Annotated in this window: 16 protein-coding genes; 7 read left to right on the top strand and 9 right to left on the bottom strand. The window is 55.0% G+C overall.

Translation table 11 applies throughout. The features are described from left to right. Positions 1 to 100: 100 nt before the first annotated feature. Positions 101 to 346 (top strand): GlsB/YeaQ/YmgE family stress response membrane protein, encoded by a 246-nt coding sequence (locus tag VK738_07825; GenBank protein HTD22547.1) that lies wholly within the window; start codon positions 101 to 103, stop codon positions 344 to 346. Positions 347 to 428: 82 nt separating this feature from the next. On the opposite strand, the gene VK738_07820 is transcribed toward VK738_07825, so the two are convergent. The 3 genes from VK738_07820 to VK738_07810 all read right to left on the bottom strand — a co-directional run bounded on the left by VK738_07820 (position 429) and on the right by VK738_07810 (position 1,948). Then, complete coding sequence (locus tag VK738_07820) at positions 429 to 680, bottom strand: hypothetical protein (GenBank protein HTD22546.1); 252 nt, start codon at positions 678 to 680, stop codon at positions 429 to 431. Positions 681 to 759: 79 nt separating this feature from the next. Next, positions 760 to 1,347, bottom strand: coding sequence for a tetratricopeptide repeat protein (locus tag VK738_07815; protein HTD22545.1), 588 nt, complete (start codon positions 1,345 to 1,347; stop codon positions 760 to 762). Between the two features lie 91 nt (positions 1,348 to 1,438). Beyond that, positions 1,439 to 1,948, bottom strand: a complete 510-nt coding sequence (locus VK738_07810) for a hypothetical protein (GenBank protein ID HTD22544.1) — start codon at positions 1,946 to 1,948, stop codon at positions 1,439 to 1,441. A 256-nt stretch (positions 1,949 to 2,204) separates the two neighbouring features. Here VK738_07810 and VK738_07805 point away from each other — a divergent pair, with 256 nt between their 5' ends. Beyond that, positions 2,205 to 2,471 (top strand): hypothetical protein, encoded by a 267-nt coding sequence (locus VK738_07805; protein ID HTD22543.1) that lies wholly within the window; start codon positions 2,205 to 2,207, stop codon positions 2,469 to 2,471. Positions 2,472 to 3,442: 971 nt separating this feature from the next. Here the strand turns inward: VK738_07805 and VK738_07800 are convergent. The 5 genes from VK738_07800 to VK738_07780 all read right to left on the bottom strand — a co-directional run bounded on the left by VK738_07800 (position 3,443) and on the right by VK738_07780 (position 7,337). Continuing rightward, a complete protein-coding gene (locus VK738_07800) occupies positions 3,443 to 3,772 on the bottom strand; it encodes a hypothetical protein (protein ID HTD22542.1) in 330 nt (109 codons plus the stop codon). A gap of 90 nt (positions 3,773 to 3,862) precedes the next feature. After that, entirely contained in the window at positions 3,863 to 4,180 is a 318-nt protein-coding gene (locus VK738_07795) for a hypothetical protein (GenBank protein HTD22541.1), read from the bottom strand. A 446-nt stretch (positions 4,181 to 4,626) separates the two neighbouring features. Further along, on the bottom strand, positions 4,627 to 5,181 hold the full coding sequence (locus VK738_07790) for a hypothetical protein (GenBank protein HTD22540.1): 555 nt from the start codon (positions 5,179 to 5,181) through the stop codon (positions 4,627 to 4,629). Positions 5,182 to 5,287: 106 nt separating this feature from the next. After that, positions 5,288 to 5,941: a response regulator transcription factor gene (locus VK738_07785; GenBank protein ID HTD22539.1), complete on the bottom strand. Its 654-nt coding sequence runs from the start codon at positions 5,939 to 5,941 to the stop codon at positions 5,288 to 5,290. After that, on the bottom strand, positions 5,925 to 7,337 hold the full coding sequence (locus VK738_07780) for a PAS domain-containing sensor histidine kinase (GenBank protein HTD22538.1): 1,413 nt from the start codon (positions 7,335 to 7,337) through the stop codon (positions 5,925 to 5,927). Before VK738_07780 ends, VK738_07785 begins: the two co-directional genes overlap by 17 nt. 548 nt (positions 7,338 to 7,885) lie before the next feature. Between VK738_07780 and VK738_07775 the strand changes: the two genes are divergently transcribed. From VK738_07775 to VK738_07760, 4 genes are all read left to right on the top strand, one after another. Next, positions 7,886 to 9,253, top strand: coding sequence for a TolC family protein (locus VK738_07775; protein HTD22537.1), 1,368 nt, complete (start codon positions 7,886 to 7,888; stop codon positions 9,251 to 9,253). Then, positions 9,250 to 10,398 carry an efflux RND transporter periplasmic adaptor subunit gene (locus VK738_07770; GenBank protein HTD22536.1) on the top strand — a complete coding sequence of 383 codons (1,149 nt, stop codon included), beginning with the start codon at positions 9,250 to 9,252 and terminating at the stop codon, positions 10,396 to 10,398. Before VK738_07775 ends, VK738_07770 begins: the two co-directional genes overlap by 4 nt. Continuing rightward, on the top strand, positions 10,399 to 13,542 hold the full coding sequence (locus tag VK738_07765) for a CusA/CzcA family heavy metal efflux RND transporter (GenBank protein ID HTD22535.1): 3,144 nt from the start codon (positions 10,399 to 10,401) through the stop codon (positions 13,540 to 13,542). Positions 13,543 to 13,619: 77 nt separating this feature from the next. Continuing rightward, positions 13,620 to 14,279, top strand: a complete 660-nt coding sequence (locus VK738_07760; GenBank protein ID HTD22534.1) for a bifunctional 4-hydroxy-2-oxoglutarate aldolase/2-dehydro-3-deoxy-phosphogluconate aldolase — start codon at positions 13,620 to 13,622, stop codon at positions 14,277 to 14,279. A gap of 25 nt (positions 14,280 to 14,304) precedes the next feature. Here VK738_07760 and VK738_07755 read toward each other — a convergent pair whose 3' ends face one another. Then, the gene (locus VK738_07755) at positions 14,305 to 15,267 is read right to left on the bottom strand and encodes a phosphatase PAP2 family protein (protein HTD22533.1); all 963 of its coding nucleotides are present in this window, start codon (positions 15,265 to 15,267) and stop codon (positions 14,305 to 14,307) included. Between the two features lie 180 nt (positions 15,268 to 15,447). Here VK738_07755 and polX point away from each other — a divergent pair, with 180 nt between their 5' ends. Beyond that, positions 15,448 to 17,220 (top strand): DNA polymerase/3'-5' exonuclease PolX, encoded by a 1,773-nt coding sequence (gene polX / locus VK738_07750; GenBank protein HTD22532.1) that lies wholly within the window; start codon positions 15,448 to 15,450, stop codon positions 17,218 to 17,220. Positions 17,221 to 17,257: the final 37 nt, after the last annotated feature.

Here is a 17,257-nt window from a genome sequence, read left to right as displayed (position 1 = left end):
GTCAATCCTGCGCTGTTATGCTTTGCCTCGATGATCACCGAGGCTTCTCGGCTAGCAGGATGAGAAGACCGCATCTGAAGTCGCAGCAAGGAGGATAAGCATGGGATTCATCGTTTGGATTGTGGTTGGACTGATTGCCGGTTGGCTTGCCGGCCTGGTTATGAAGGGCAGGGGCTACGGCGTACTGGTGGATATCATTCTCGGAATCCTGGGCGGCGTTGTGGGCGGCTGGGTCTTTGGGCTGTTGGGAATCTGGCCGGGAGGCGGCATCATAGGTTCCATCATCGTGGCATTTGTTGGGGCGGTAATTTTGGTCTGGATTGCCCGCTTGATTAAAAAAGCCTGACAAACTCTAGCAACAAATTGCGCTGTGATGGTAGAAGCCTCGAACTCGGGTCATGAATGATATGGCGATGTTAGGCCAGCAATCAAGCGCGAGGTGGTGCGGTCTGCCACGGGTGAATCTCAATCAAAGATTCTCCTTCCTGTGCCCAAAGAATGGCCGTTTCAGCTCCCATGCGCTTGGCAGCTTCAAAGACCTTTTCACTGTTCACCCTGAGCTTGGTCGCGTCCTCCGGGTCTGGCTCCATCACGTTCCCGTCCACAGGAACCGACACGAACGCATACTCGATCTTGGTCCGCTTTAGACGGACGCTGATGCTGTAGGTTTTCTGTTCCATGCTCGCTATCGTAAGCGAAATGCTTAGCCGAACCAATGGTTTTGGCCGGGTTGTGAGCGTAATCGCGATTGATCAACACTTACAAAGCTGAGGGGCTCTGAAGACGCAGTAGGGCCGCCTTAGCTTCATCGGACCACTTCTCCGGACCATCGAGCGTCTGCGCCGTCTTGTATTGCTCGATGGCTTGCGGAAGCTGGTTCAGTTTCTCAAAAACCCGCCCCAGGCGAACATGAATGGCAATATCCCCAGGTTTTTCTTCGAGCGCATCGTTGTAGCGCAGCAATGCTCCGTGATAGTTCTTCTGTTCGAAGTAGTAGTCGCCAACATCCACGTTGTGAGCGGCCTTAAACGCCGTCTCCATCTTGTCGTCGCACTCGTCCACGGGAATCGTGTTTGAACGGCTGGAGCTCGTGTTTGCGTCGCTGGGCGTTTCGCCTCGTGGCGCAGGTTCTGGAGCCGTTTTTGGCAGTCTTGAATGGCCGAAGCACAACCCCCCGATACAGATAGTCCCGGGCAAAGGGTTGGTATTGCGGTTTGCCTTCTTGGATTGCTGCTTATTGACCTCAGCAATGATATCGTCAACCGGGAGGCCAGCGGGACAGGAAGGCGGTTTGGATTGCGCCAACATTGCTGCGCTCACGACAACCATAGCTAAAGCGTATCGCATGTGCATGCGGTCATTGTAGCGCCAATATTGGTACTCAACTTGTGGGTGATTAAAGACTTTCCGGACGCTTACCTGCAACTCACTGGTCGCTTCATAAGAAATACCGCAAGCGCACTTCGACACCATTCTGTTTGGCGTCTTGCAAAAGAGGAAGCAGCGCTTCCAGTTGTCTGAGAGCCAACTCTTGATCATCCATGACATTCTTTTTCTTTCTTAAATACGCGACCAGGGCTTCTACTGACGCCAATGGTTCCTCGGGAGCAAACCGCTTCAGCATTTTCTTACGCACGGCAGCGGGAGTCATTCCCTCTACGGCGGCGGCCTGCTCGACCTCCTCCTCACCTATGGAGATCATCTCATCCAGTGGAGTGACATCCAACTCGTATGCGATATCCGATAGCTCCGTCAAATTAAGGTTGAGCTGCTCATAGCTGACAGAGTTCTTCTTGCGCTTGAACTCTACTTTCAAATCTGCTCCCATCACGGGCCTCTTTCCCCAAAGATCGCGGTTTGCCTTTTTGGATTGCTGCTTATTGACCTCGGCAATGATATCGTCAACCGGGCGGTCAGCGGGACAGGAAGGCGGTTTGGATTGCGCCACGTACCGGGAAGAACCCCGGCTACCACGCACATCACAGTCTTGAGTTCGGCAAGGACCAAGGAGAGCCAGAGTTAACGATAGGTTTTGCCAACCGCCCGCATTCGCAGCTCAATGAGTGACAAGGCGATGTTACGACAATTATTCCGTCACCCTCGCGAGATGGTACGATTCATCAAATGTGGAGTTGGAGAAGAAGACTAAACATTGACAGGTCCCTGACGGATTCAGGGTTCAGCGCATAGGAGTCGCAGCCGCAATGGCCATCTCCGAGCTTCCGGCTTCCGACATTGCGAAATACCTTCGTGAACACCCAGAAACGGTCAGAGCGTTACTGGGTGAATCCTACGACAAGCGATTCACTCCGTCTACTTTCATCGCCGAAGAAGACCGAGGATACAGAGTTGGTTGGTGCACCAGAGACGCGCAATACCAGTGCGTTCAGGTGTTCTCGGATTTGGCAGACGCGGCGACTGACTATCTCTTGTTCTCGCTTGGCAAGGGTCGCTGGACGTCTGGCAATTGATGAAATTTCGAGTTATGGGTGCTAGGGCGATGTTTCAACAGTTACTTTGAGGCTCTACGACTCTGCTTCCTTCTCAGCGGTCCGAGCTTTCGCTTGTGCACGCCGTAGTAATCACGTTCATCTGTTAGCCTCTCGATTGCGAAGTAGCGTAGAAGGCTATCGCGGTCAGTGGTTTGCTCATATTCGCCTTTCTCGTTCACCAACCAGATGCAGTCAAGGCGGTCTTGGCGACGGTAGTAGCCGACGCGGAACTGGCGACCAATTTCCTTCTGCCATTCACGGGTCGTCCGATCAGCGCGGACCAACCGAACTCTTGAGCGCGGCGGAATAATCCTCGGAATTCGCTCCATGCGGAATCTATTGTAAACAAGCGGAGATGGAGATGGAGAGAGAGGATTTGCGTAACTGTTGAGAACAGGCGATAGCGCTCATTGACTGCGTCGTGAGCGTAAAGGCGATTCTGCAACAGTTAGTCCGGATGTGAGTGCAAGAGCTCCCTGGAAAGTCATCGAAACGTGAGTAAAATCAGTCATTAATGGGCCGCATAGTGTCATTAGCCAATCTGGACGAGAGAGAACGCGAGATAGTACGAGAGTGTCTGCACGCAGCCGTAGAGGGTCCATTCTTTCCGGAGTGGGAGTTCGGGACCATATTTGGTCTCACACGGGATGAGGTAAGGCAGGTTCTCCTGTGTTGGCCCAAACTTAATGAAGCCGACGAGTCCGTTGTGCGGGCAATCAACAACTCGTTCAACAACCTTCTGGGTTATCCAACACCGAACAAGCAAGAGATATGGCCGAAGTTCATCTCAGTGAGCGGCATGGAGCTTGCGAGAATTTTCGACAAATGGAAAGGCAGAACACCTCGCACTTCTTATAAGGCGCGAGATTACTTTGATGATGCGATATAGGGTTTTGTACCGCGATCTCAGAAATCCGCAATGAGTCGATACGGCGATGTTATGCCCCACCCTACGCTTCAGATGTGGCAACGATGTTTACTAACGCGAACCTTTTGCCAATCGAGATAGAACAGCACCAGACGTTGCGCACACCCTCAATTGCGACTGGCCGGTCGGAGGATAAACCATGGGCGATACGTTTCCTGGTGGCGAGTCTGCCGACCGCCTCGTTGCCGACCAACTGAGCAGCATGTTTCACGGCTGCGGTTTGCGCAGAGGCGGCGCGGAATTGCGAAATATAGGTACCGCCATCGAACTCCAGGATTACGGTGAAAAGTGCCATGATGCCAATTGTAGCTGCGTAGCTGGATTTCACCGCCTGGACGGATTGCTGGCGCAATGGCGATGTTACGCGAAGTCAGTGCATTAGAATCCAGCGTCAACGAGTGCTATGGCGATATTTCGCCAGCAGTGGACCAGCCACACGGTTTCAGTCAGTATCGGTAACAGCTAAAATCCAGAGCGTTCGCAGGTTACGGTCGAACAGAATTGATGTCCAATCCCACGCGACGTTATAAAACCAGCGAGTCCACGCGTTGTAGCTAACGTAGAACTGTATTTCCGAAAACCTCAGATCGAAAGCTGCTTCGCAGAAATGGAGGGCGAGTTGTTTTTCTTCCTTTCCATCGCCGCGTTTGTGCCAGTAAGCTCCTCCTGAATGAAGACACTGTGCCAACCTACCGTCGAACAGGAACGGACTTTCCATACTGAAGACCTGAGCACCAATGGGGCAAGGCGGTGGGTTCACAATGAGGTCTGCCTCAGATGGAATCATGAGTTCGGGTAGTGCCAGTCGGACCTCGGGACGGGACAGAAGGGATACCAGTATGCTGTCTTCTAATAGACGGTTTCGCGAAGCATACCAGTCAAAACAATCGTCGGAGGAGATACGGAATGCAGCTAGAACTGCTCCTCCATTGGAGTGAGACTCTCGCAGGCTTGCTAGGACGTCGTTAAATATGCCTGACGTTAGCTGGACAGGTGTTAACGGAACCCGCTGACACATCGTTCGTGCCTCTTCCCAGCTTGGGCGTGGTTGTTGCCAATCCGGTGTTAGACATCCCATACTGCATTTTAGAGCATGATTGGTGTAAGCAGGCTATACCACTCAGAACCAGCCAATGAGTGGAATGGCGATGTTACGCCAAGTCAGTGCATTAGAATCCAGTGTCGCTTTCCGCAGCCATGAGCGTCCTAGGGGCCGCCATCCAGCGTAACGATTCCGCTGAGTGGGCATTCAAGATTTTGCGTTGATTGCTTGGCAAACTTCTCTTTGGTCTCGTCTATCTTCCACGCAGCCGTGGCCTTGAGCATGGTTTTGGCCAGTTTTTCATCTCTCGCGTTGGATCCGGCGCTATTATTCAGCACTGCGACGACTGACCCGGGTACTTCTTTTCCATCCGCTTGACACGTGCCTATGAACATGGGCGAGGTTGCTGCATGAGAGGGAAATGGAAGCACGTCGCGAATCAGTCCGCTTTTCGTATTCACCAGCAGTTCGTACTCGCTTCCGCAAATCTGCCACGAAGACAGGAACAAGCGATCAGAAATCTCGGTTCCACCCAAATCTTTCAGACCCAAATCCTTGTGCCGTTTTTCGAGCACAACCACGGGTTCATTGGAGTCGTGTTTCCCAAGCAAAGACTTGGGAATATCGGCTCCGCATTTGATCCCTGCAAATTGATCCAGCGCCCACGCTTTTCCGCAGACGATTATCAAAACAAACAGGATTACTCGAATCTTGAACATTGTAGGATTCTCAACCCCGAGGACTTTTTCCGCAACCTCTAAATCCGTGCCCTGACACAGCCAAAATCGCCGAATTCCTGACCTGAGGGCTGAATACCAATACGCCCTAGAACTGGTTTTTGTACTGCTCAAGGGCAACACGCACCAACTGGCTGCGGGTGCGGACTCCGGTCTTCTCGAACAATTGTTGCAGGGAGGCCTTCACGGAACTTTCCGAGATGTTCAGCCGGTCGGCGATTTCTTTATTCGCCAACCCTTCGAAAACCAGGGTGAGCACCTGGCGTTCCCGTTCGGTGAAAGTTTTAGCGCCGGATGGTTTGAGTTCCGATGCTGTCGCTTTTTCCATTACTTTCTTGAGATAGGCTTGCTCGAACCAGACCTTGCCGGCCAGTACCTCTTTAATACCTTGGGAGAGTTCCGCCGGCGAACTATGCTTCAGTACAATGCCTGAGATTCCGCTGCGAATCAGGTCCGCAGCTTCCAGCTCATTCACGCCGGCGGTCAGCAGTAGTATTTTGCCCTGAAATCCGGTGGCGCGGGCTTTCGCCAGGAACGCGGAGCCTTTTTCATCGCCCAGATCGAAATCCAGCAGGACCACGTCGGCAGGCCAGAGCGCGATGATCGAGATGCCATCCTGGACAGAGCCGCAGTGGCGCACCTCAAAGCTGTGCTCGCCCTCAAGCAGCCTGGCTACGCTCTCGCGAAACAGAGCATGGTCATCAATGATGAGTACCCGGATCTTGTCAGCTTTGGCTGGCATAGGCCGATTCCCGAGCGGTTGCCACAGGCACGAGCGAGACCGCGAAACAACAACCCATGTCTCTCGGTTCGTAGTGCAAGTCGCCGCGGAAGGTCCTCAAGATGGCGCGGGAAACATACAAGCCGAGTCCAGTGGCCACAGCTTGCTTTTGAAACGGCTGAAAGAGCTCATCGGGAGCAACGACGCCGTGGCCGGTATCTTCAAACCGTATGACTACGCTCTGGCGTTCAGAGACAGCAGAGATGGTCAACTGTCTTTGATCACTGGCCTCCATGGCGCGTTGACTGTTCTTCACCAAATTGAGAAAAACCTGTATAAGACCATACCGGTCGGCGGACACCAGGGGCAAGTCATCCGGGATGCGGCAAAGTAACTTGATGCCCGCGTCGTGGAGCGATGGCTCAATCAAAAGCCGCAATTCATCGAGTACCGAAGGCAGCTCCACGGCTGCGAGATTTTGCTCGGTGGAAGGCTTCAGATCCAAAGAAGCAATTTTTCCCAGCGCTTCCACCAGTGTTCCCAAGGCAAGAAAATCGCGGTTCTCAGCCAGGCAGGCAACGTGCGACAGGTTCCTTTGTACGGTCGAAATGGCCCCGCAGATATTGCGGATTTCATGGGAGACTGCCACCATGACGATGCGGGCATTTTTCAAAAGATGATCGAGGCTTAACTGCTCTCGGTCGCGTATATCCTCCGACAGGTCGACGATTATGGCAGCGAGGCGCGGTCCGGCAATGGTGGAATAGGTGGAAAACCACACTGCTGCCAGAAATACCTCGCCGTTAGGACGCCGGCCCTGGCATTGCATCGTGGTGCGCAGCACCCGGGAGGTGTAACTTTGCGCGACCGCCTGCAACGCCGGCACGAAAGGCGCAATAGATAGACCGCGCAGCGGTGGACCCTCGGGAGAAAGCAATTGCTGAGCGGCCTGATTGGCGCGCTCGATGAGCCCTCCGGAGTCTACGGTAACAATGGCTGCAGGGCTGCTCTCGATGAGGGCTTCGAGCTGTTGTTCGATATCCTGTCGAAAACGGATCTGGCGCTCAAGATCTTCCATATGCTGCGTCATGAGCCGCCGCTTCGCCACCAACTCAGAGACAAAGAACCCTGTACCGATATATCCCATGGTAACCATCATCAGACGCGTAATGTAGGCGCTCGTGGGAAGGTTGCTGAACAGCTCCTGCAGGCCGGAACACAACAGCGAAATACCAACAATCTGCCAGCGATTCAGGAAGCCCGCCACCAACATAATGGGAAACAGATATAAGAAGCCGAGTGAAATGTATGCCGGCGTTCGCCAGTCCACAACTGCGATCACTACAACGAGAGCTGCAGCAATCAGCAGGTTCTTTCTGCGATTCGATGGCGCGTAGATGATGGAAATGTCGAACATGACGCCTGGCTCTTCGGACTAGTGTAAATGCAAGAACATCATTACTTAATTCAATCGCATATCAAAAGGAATTTGACCAAAAGATAGGCCCTAACCCCGAAAGATATCCCTCCCGCCGCAAAGATAGGGTTCTCAGAAGATGCAGCACAGGCTTAAATGGAAAGGCATAACGATTTTGTTAGAAGCCCGGCATTCGTCAGATGGGTTTGGTGAGTAAGAGTCCATTATTGAAAACATGAAAGAACCTAGGTCCCTCGACTCCGCCGCGAAGCGCGGCTGCGCTCGGGATGACAAAAGTTTGATTGAGGAACAAGGATATCAACAGAACTAGATGGCCTCTAACTGACTCTTGATTGGGGAACCATTACCGCGGAGACGGCACAGAAATGGATTGGAATGCGTATGTCAAACTCGCGTGTCTTGTTTTCATCATCGCGGGTCTGGCCTGTCTCGCTGTGGGTGGCCTGCTGAACTATTTCCGCAGGCCTGGCGGCAAAAGACGGCAGCGAAGATCATTCCCCGGCCGCCGGTAATCCGGCGGCGTATTCATGACTAGAAAAAAAGATGTGTGCGGCATTCCCTGGGCGCCTTTAAAGCTGGCAGAACAAAATGGAATCATGGAATCAACGATGCGAAACAAGCTCTTCTTCTACTTTGCGCTGATACTCTGCAGCTCGCAGGGCTGGGCCCAGGCGCAACCGCCGGCCCCAGCGCCCTTGACTCTAAATTGGGACCAGGTCCGCCAGCGCTTTGAACAGAACAACCCGACGTTGCTGGCAGACAAGGTGAGTATTGATGAATCCAAGGCGCAGGAGATCACCGCGTATCTGCGCCCCAACCCGCAGCTCACCCTGTCGAACGATGGCACCCAACTCGCTCGTTACAAAGGAGTCTGGCAACCGTTCACCGGCACCATGCTTGTAAGCAGCTTCAGCTATCTGCATGAGCGCCAGCACAAGCGCGAATTGCGCCTGGAGAGTGCACAGAAGGCAACCGGAATCGCGGTCTCGACCCACGCTGATCTTGATAGGACCCTGCTTTTCAACTTGCGCAGCGACTTTGTGCAAACCCTGCAGGCCAAAGCGGTGCTGGCGAGGGCGCAAGACAACCTGGAATACTACGACCACGTACTCGACGTAAGCAGGACAAGGTACAAGGCCGGTGATATCGCGCAGGTTGATCTCGACCGCCTGGAATTGCAGCAGTCACAATACGAGTCTGACCTGCAAGCCGCGGAAGAGAGCCTGAAGACGGCGAAGATACAACTGCTAACGCTCTTGAACGACCGTACGCCAGTCGCGCAATTCGACGTGACGGGTCCATTTGACTTCACCGACCAACTACCGCCGCTCGATGAGTTCCGCAAGATCGCCCTGGACACGCGGCCCGATTTGAAAGCGGCCGTCGAAGCCGTAGACAAAGCCCAAACCGATCACAAGCTCGCAGTTGCCAACGGTTCAACGGATCCTACCGTCAGCGCGTGGTATTCCTACAATCCCTCGTTCAACAATCCGTTTGACCACCAAACTATCGGTACCAGTGTCAGCATCCCCCTCCGCATCTTCGACCGCAACCAGGGAGAGAAGCTGCGCACGCAACTGGACATTAATCGAAACCAACGGCTGCTCGATGCCACCCAGGCGCAGGTGTTCAGCGATGTGGATTCTTCTTATGCAACGCTGGAGAGCGACCTCACCCTGCTGCGTCCATACAAAACCAAGTATTTACAACAAGCGGTCCGCGTGCGGGACATCATCACCTTCTCTTATCAGCGCGGCGGCGCTTCGCTGCTCGATTTCCTGAACGCGCAGAGTGAATACCGGAGCGTGGAGCTGAATTACATCAACCTGGTCGGCTCTTATTTAATGGCGGCGAATCAATTGAACCTTGCCGTGGGTAAGGAGGTAATTCCATGAAGAAACGTTTTTTTTACTATTTCGTCGGGGCACTTTCATTGCTGGGCGTCTGTCTTCTCCTCGCTGCGTGCGGAGAAGGGCAGGCAGATGTGAAGGCCGAAGCGCCGCCTCCGCCCAAGGTTGAGCACGAATCCAATGTCAACATCGTCAAGGTGGACCATCCCGAGCAGTTCCCGCTTGCCACCGCCGCCGAACATCAATCGGTAAGCACCCTGACGGTGACAGGAGTAGTGAACCCGGATGTGTCGCGCAATGTGCCGGTCATCTCGCTTGCCTCGGGCCGGGTTGTGGACATCCGCGCGCGCTTGGGCGACCAAGTCAAGAAGGGCCAATTGCTGATGCGAGTTCAGAGCGCGGATATCTCCACGGCATTTTCGGATTACCAGAAATCCGTCAACGACGAGAGGCTGGCCCGGACGCAACTGGAGCGGGCTAAGATTCTCTACGACAAGGGTGCAATCGCCCAGAAGGACATGGAAGTCGCCGAAGACGCAGAGCAGAACGCCAAGGCCGATCTGGAGGCGAAGGCGGACCGCCTGCGTGTTCTTGGCGTGAACAAAGATCATGCCAGTGGAAGTGGAATTGTGGATGTGGTGGCCCCGGTGTCGGGGGTCATCACCGATCAGCAAGTCACCAACGCGGCCGGGGTTCAGGCGCTCTCCGGGCCGAACCCGTTCACCATCTCGGACCTCTCGTACGTCTGGATACTGTGCGATGTGCATGAAAACGAACTATCCAATATTCGCCTGGGCGACTACGCCGACATTCATCTGAATGCCTATCCCGACCAGCTCCTGAAGGGCCGGATTGACAACATTGGGGCGGTGCTCGATCCCAACATCCGCACCGCCAAGGTAAGGCTGCAAGTTCAAAATTCGGGACTCCTGCGCGTAGGAATGTTTGCTACCGCCACGTTCTACGGCAAAAAGCCGGAGAGACGGGCTGCTGTACCAGCGAGCGCTGTATTGCATTTACGTGACCGTAACTGGGTCTTCATGCCTTTAGCCGATGGACAGTTCCAGCGCGTCGAAGTTACCGCTGGAGAGATGCTTCCGGAAAACATGCAGGAGATCATCTCGGGCATTGTGCCGGGGCAGCAGGTGGCCGCGAACGCCCTGGTGCTGCAAAACACGGTGGAACAGTAGATGATTCGCAAGATTGTTGATTTCTCGCTGGAGAACCGCTTTTTTGTCCTCACAGCGGCACTTATACTGCTTGGCTGGGGAGCGATCTCGTTCCACCAGCTTCCCGTCGAAGCCTATCCCGACGTTGCCAATAACTATGTCGAGATCATCACGCAGTGGCCGGGAATTTCCGCAGAACAAATCGAGCAGCAGGTCACAATTCCTCTTGAGACGGTGATGAACGGCGTCCCCCATGTCGTTCATTTGCGTTCGTTCTCCCTTTTTGGGCTTTCCGATGTAAAGCTGATTTTCGACGATGAAGAGGAGAATGCCTGGAACCGGGAGAGGGTCCTCGAACGGCTTTCGCAAGTGAGCTTGCCGCCGGGCGTCGTGCCCCAGATGGGTACGGATTGGAGCCCCGTCGGCCAAATCTACTGGTTCACGCTGAAGAGCACGAATCCAAATTACGACGTGATGGAATTGAAGGCAATTGAGGATTGGGTGATCGAGAAAAACTTCAAGGCCGTGCCCAACGTGGTTGATGTTGCCAGCTTCGGTGGTCCGACCCGCGAATATCAGGTGCGCATTGATCCCGACAAACTGGTCTCCTACGGTCTCAGCCTGTCCCAGGTGGAGCAACAGCTCACCAACAACAATGCCAATGCGGGCGGCAGCTTCGTCGAAGCCGGTCTGCAGCAAATCAACGTTCGGGAAGTGGGGCTGGTCAGAAATGTGCGCGATATCGAAAACACGGTCATTATGACCAAGAGTGGCACCCCACTGCGCGTAAAGGATATCGCCGTCGTTGCTCAAGGCCCGAAGATCCGGCTCGGACAGACTGCGCGAGCCATCATTCGAGAAAACGGCAAGATCATTGATAATGACGACGTGGTTTCAGGCATCGTGCTCTTACGTAAAGGCGCAAATGCGGACGAGGCACTCGCAGGAATCCACTCGAAGGTTAAAGAGCTGAATGATCACATTTTGCCTCCGGGCGTAAAGGTAGTTTCATTTATTGATCGCAGCGACCTGGTCCACTACACGACGCATACCGTGCTGCATAACCTTACGGAAGGCATCATTCTGGTCGTGGTCATACTCTTTCTGTTTCTCGGGAATGCTCGCGGAGCGTTGATTGTTGCACTCACGGTCCCATTTTCGTTGTTGTTTGCCGCGACATGTCTCCAGTTGAAGGGCATTCCCGCAAACCTGCTCTCCCTGGGCGCGCTGGATTTCGGAATGGTTGTGGACGGCGCGGTCGTCATGGTGGAGAACATCGTCCGCCACATGGGCCATGGCGGCGCCACCTACAAGACGCCGATGGAGCGCATCCGCGAAGCGGCCCACGAAGTCCAGCGGCCTGTGTTCTACGCCATCGCGATCATCATTACCGCCTACTTGCCAATCTTCACTCTGCAGCGGGTCGAAGGACGCCTGTTCCATCCCATGGCCTGGACCGTGGCCTTTGCGCTCCTTGGCGCGCTCGTGTTTTCCATGCTGATCGCGCCCGTTCTATCCAGCGTGTTGTTCCGCAAAGGCGTGACCGAATGGCGCAATCCCGTATTGGAACTCTTGAAAACGCGCTATCGCACCGCTGTGAAATGGGCAATCGAGCATCGTTTGGTGACCGTGGGCGGAGCAGTTCTTGGCGTGCTCATCTCCCTTTATCTCACCGTGGGCGGAGTGATCGGCTCTGAGTTTCTGCCTCACCTGGATGAGGGCGCACTTTGGGTCCGCGGCACCCTCGCTCCGAGCACGGGACCTAGTGAAGGTATCCGGGTAATGAACCAGGCCCGCGTCGTGCTTTGTTCTTTTCCCGAAGTTACTCAATGCTGGAGCCAGGTGGGGCGCCCCGACGATGGAACGGATACCACGGGTTTTTTTAATACCGAGTACTTCGTGGACTTGAAACCCAAGGAAAAATGGCGGCCTGTGTTTCACGAAGACAAGGAAAGACTGATCGCCGCGATGCAGCGCGAACTGGATAAAATTCCTGGCGTCGTCTGGGGTTTTTCGCAGCCCATCGCCGACAATATGGAGGAAGCAGTCAGCGGAGTCAAAGGCGAGCTCGCCGTGAAGATTTACGGTGATGACCTCAAACTTCTCGAGACCATGGCCGATCAGGTCGTCAATACCATGCGCCAGGTCAACGGAATTGAGGACCTTGGAGTCTTTCGAGCTCTGGGTCAACCTAACCTCAATATCGAGGTGGACCGCCAACAGGCGGCGCGCTATCAGATCAACGTCGCAGACGTTCAGGATGCCATCCAGACCGCTGTTGGAGGCACCGCTCTGACGCAGGTGTTGCAAGGTGAGCAGCGCTACGACCTGGTAATGCGTTACCTTCCGCAGTACCGCAACACCAAGGAAGCCATTGAGAACATTCGCTTGCTATCACCGACCGGAGAACGGGTCTCGCTCGCCCAACTCTGCAAAATTACGGAACAGGATGGCGGCTCGGAAATCTACCGTGAAGGTAACCAGCGCTACGTCGCTATCAAGTACAGTGTGCGCGGGCGCGACCTTGGCGGCGCCGTTGAGGAAGCGATCAAGAAAGTAAACGCGCAGGTCCAACTGCCGCGCGGGTACCACCTGGACTGGGCGGGAGAGTACGAAAGTGAACAGCGCGCCGAAGCGCGTCTGTTGGTCATCGTGCCGCTGACCCTGCTCTTGATTTTTGGAATTCTCTATACGATGTTTCGTTCGCTCAAATGGGCGCTGCTCATCCTGGGTAACGTGGCCATGGCGCCGATCGGCGGACTGCTTGCGCTTTTGTTCACGGGAACGCACTTCAGCGTTTCCTCGGGCGTCGGCTTCCTGGCTCTTTTCGGAGTCTCGGTGCAAACCGGCGTCATCATGCTGGAGTATATTAATCAGCTACGCGCGCGGGGTCACACGGTGGAAGACGCTGCTATTGACGGAGCGGTCCTGCGCCTTCGCCCCATCATCATGACGATGCTGGTAGCGACGTTCGGCTTGCTGCCTGCCGCACTCTCGCGCGGTATCGGGTCAGACTCGCAGCGGCCCTTCGCTATCGTCATTGTTGGAGGGCTGGTTGGAGCGCTGCTGCTGAGTATCTTCTTGCTCCCGACCTTGTACGTGTGGTTTGCGAAGGAAGGCGACAAGCTCCCTGAACCGGAGCCGGACTTTGAGGAGAGCGCATAGCGCTGCTCCGTTCGCGCCTCGCAAATTAAGCTAAATATAAGAAGTCTGCTGATCTGGCAGCCAAAGGAGCCGGAAGGGTGAACAAGCAGGAAGTTCGCGCTCGCATCGAGCAGGTCGGCATCATTCCCGCAGTTCGCGTGTCTTCTGCCGAGGATGCACGCTTTGCCGCCGAAACCGTCAACCGCGGCGGTATCCCGGTCGCGGAAATCACCGTGACTGTGCCTGGAGCCATGGAAGTAATCTCCGATTTGTCACGCAGGATTCCGGAAATGGTCGTGGGCGCTGGAACGGTCCTAGATATAGAAATAGCGAGACGCTGTTTGGATGCCGGGGCAAAATTCTTGACCAGCCCCGGACTCGTTCTGGACGTCATGGAGTTCGCAGTAAAAAATGAGGTTGTCGTTATTCCCGGCGCGTTGACACCAACCGAAGTCATTACGGCGTGGAAGGCCGGCGCCGACATGGTCAAGATCTTCCCCTGCGCGCAGGTAGGCGGTGACAGTTATATCCGGGCGCTGAAGGCGCCGCTGCCGCAGGTACCATTAGTTGCCTCAGGAGGCGTAAACCAACAAACGGCTTTGAATTTCGTTCTGGCGGGGGCAGCCGCGCTCGGCATAGGCACAGAGTTGATCCCGAAAGAAGCTGTGCAACGCAGGCAGGCAGAACGCATCCTTGAGTTGGCACGCAGGTTCACGAAGTTGGTGAAGGAGGCGCGCAACCGCATGTCGGCACAATGACGCCTAACGGAAGAAAGGCAGCGAATCAGTGTGACAAGAATCGCAGGGTCATACCATAGGTATGCGTCCGTTGATCGACAATCGGCAGAAAAGAATACGCCGGGTCTTTGTACTTACTGGAGTGGTGGCGGACGACGTAACCTCCGATCAAGTACCCTAAGGCGCTGCCCACCAGCGCGTCCGAAGGAAAGTGATGGCGCCCGGTTACACGGCTTACGCTGACCGCCGTGGCCACCGCATAGACTCCCAGATCCACCAGCTTATTCGGATACTCTGATGCCACCACTCTGGCGAAAGCCCAGGTGGCGATGGCGTGTCCTGAGGGGAACGAGCTGTTCAACGAGTAGTTGCGCATACCGTTAGGCCAGAACGCGCCGCTGCCATTCCCCGTGTCAGGCCTCTGGCGGTTGGTTGCAAGCTTCAATCCTTCACCTACGATCGAAGCGTCAATGATCGCCTCGATCCCAAGGCGTCCGGTTTCTGTGAGGTGCTCATTGTGCGTAAGCGAGCCGATGAGGAACAGCCCCGCACCCTCCCCGACAAGCGTGTAGCCTGAGCCAAGGTCAGAAACTTTGTTGCTGATATTGATTTGATTCCGGCTGCTCCCCAGGTTTTGCAGGGCTTGTTTGTCGTAAACCAGGGCAACTCCGGTGGCGGCGGCAAATGGCACGAGCCAGACGGAGTCGTGCGACTGGAGCCGCAAAGGGCTTGTCCAGATTCCGGCCTGATCGTGGAGAATGTCAACCGCGCAGCGATCCAGGTGAGTCAAGCCGCAGACCGGTGGCTTGGCCGGCTGCGACGGCGCAGGCGTGGGCGTACATGAATCGGCCGATGACGGATCGGTGCATCCTTGCGGGTTTTGAGCAGGAGGAACAGACGTGTCTTGAGCAGTAGGAAGCAACGTGTTTTGAGCAGAGGCGATCTGCAGCGGAAGAACAAGCGCCAAAGCTGCGCATAAAAGCAAGCCAAACGCGGATGAACGGAGCATGCCATATTTTAGGATGCATGATTACATCAGGGAGGTTACTTTTGTAGCCCAGGGAATTGACCCGCAAAATCCGATCCGCGCAAATCTGCGTTCATCTGCGGCAAGCTTTTGTTTTTGGCTAAAAGCTAAAGGCTAAGAGCTAAGAGCTTCTTCCCCCAATAAGATGAGAAAATAATGGGCATGAGCCAACCACCGCGCTCCCTGGATAACAAATCCGTCGCCACCCTGTTCTACGAAACCGCCGAACTCATGCAGGTTAAAGGCGACGATCCTTTTCGCATACGCTCCTACCAGCGCGCCGCCGAGGCCATTGAATCGCTGGGCGAGCCCATCGCCGGTCTGGTTGTCGATGAAAAAAAGCTGCTCGCGATCCCCGGAATCGGCAAGAGCATGGCCGGCCATCTGCAGCAACTGTTTAAAGACGGCAAGCTGAAGCCGCATACCGAGCTGCTGGAAAAATATCATCCCAGCATGCTGGAGCTGCTGAAGATCCAGGGACTCGGTCCCAAGACCATCGCGCTCATCTGGGACGCCTACAAAATCTGCGATCTGGCCGGTGTAGAAGGGCTGGCGCGCGAGGGCAAGCTGCGCACCCTGCCCCGCATGGGTGAGAAGGCGGAGCAAAAGATCCTGAAAGGCATTGAGGATTACCGCCGCATCTCGGGACGCTTTCATCTCGACGTGGCCGACGAAACCGCGCAGAAGATCATGGAATACCTGGGCGGCACGCCGGGTGTAGACAAAATTACTCCTGCCGGCTCGCTTCGCCGCGGACGCGAAACGATTGGCGACCTCGATCTGCTGGTTACCGGCAAAGCCTGCTCCAATGAAAAACAGCTTGATGCGCTGAAACAAAAAATCCTCGCCTTCCCCGGCATCATGGAAGTCATCGCCCAGGGAGAGAACAAAGTCAGCTTCAAGCTGCGCAGTGGCATGCAGGTGGATGTCCGCCTGCTTCCCCCGGAATCGTTCGGAGCGGCCATGCAGTACTTCACCGGATCGAAATCGCACAACGTTTCTTTGCGCCAGCGCGCCCTTAAAATGGGTTTCACCCTGAATGAATATGGGCTGACCACACTCAAGGGCGAGAAACGCGTCGCGGGAAAGACCGAAGAAGAAATTTATGCCAAGCTGGGGCTCGACCTGATCCCGCCTGAGATGCGCGAGAACTGCGGCGAAATCGATCTGGCGGAAGAACACAAGCTGCCCGCACTGATTACCCAAGATGACATCCAGGGCGACGTGCACATGCACACCGTCGAAACCGACGGACGCAACACTATAGAAGAGATGGCCGAGGCCGGTACCAAGCAGGGATACAAATATATCGCCATCACCGACCACTCCAAGAATCTCGCCTTTGCCAATGGTCTCGATGACAAGCGCGCCGAGGCTCACATCAAACGGATCCGCAAAGTGTCGAGTCACGCCAGTGGCATCAAGATTTTCGCCGGCATCGAAGTGGATATCCTCGCCGACGGTGAGCTCGATCTTTCTGACGATGTTCTGGCGCAGATGGATGTGGTCATCGCCAGCGTGCACTCCCATTTTCAGCAGCCGCCCGAGCAGATGACCGAGCGCCTGCTGCGTACGCTGGAAAACAAGCATGTATCTATTCTCGGCCATCCTACAGGACGCCAATTGCTTCGCCGCGACGCCTTCCAGTTTGATATGAACGCTATCCTGAATGCCGCAGCTAAAAACAAAGTTGCCATGGAGTTGAACGCCTATCCCGAACGCCTCGATTTGAATGATATTCACTTACGCATGGCGCGCGAGCGCGGCGTGAAGATCGTCATCAATACCGATTCGCACCACGTCTCTCACCTGGAAAAAATCCGCTATGGCATTTTGCAGGCTCGCCGCGCCTGGCTCACAAAGAAAGACGTGCTCAACACGCTGCCCGCTGATCAGTTCGCTAAGGCCATGAAGAGACACTGGCCGGCGACGTGACGCAGAGGCCCTCTCGAAATAACTCTTATCGTATTTC

The sequence above is a fragment of the Terriglobales bacterium genome, assembly GCA_035487355.1.
GTDB lineage: Bacteria > Acidobacteriota > Terriglobia > Terriglobales > Acidobacteriaceae > QIAW01.
This window is presented reverse-complemented; position numbering and strand designations above follow the sequence as displayed.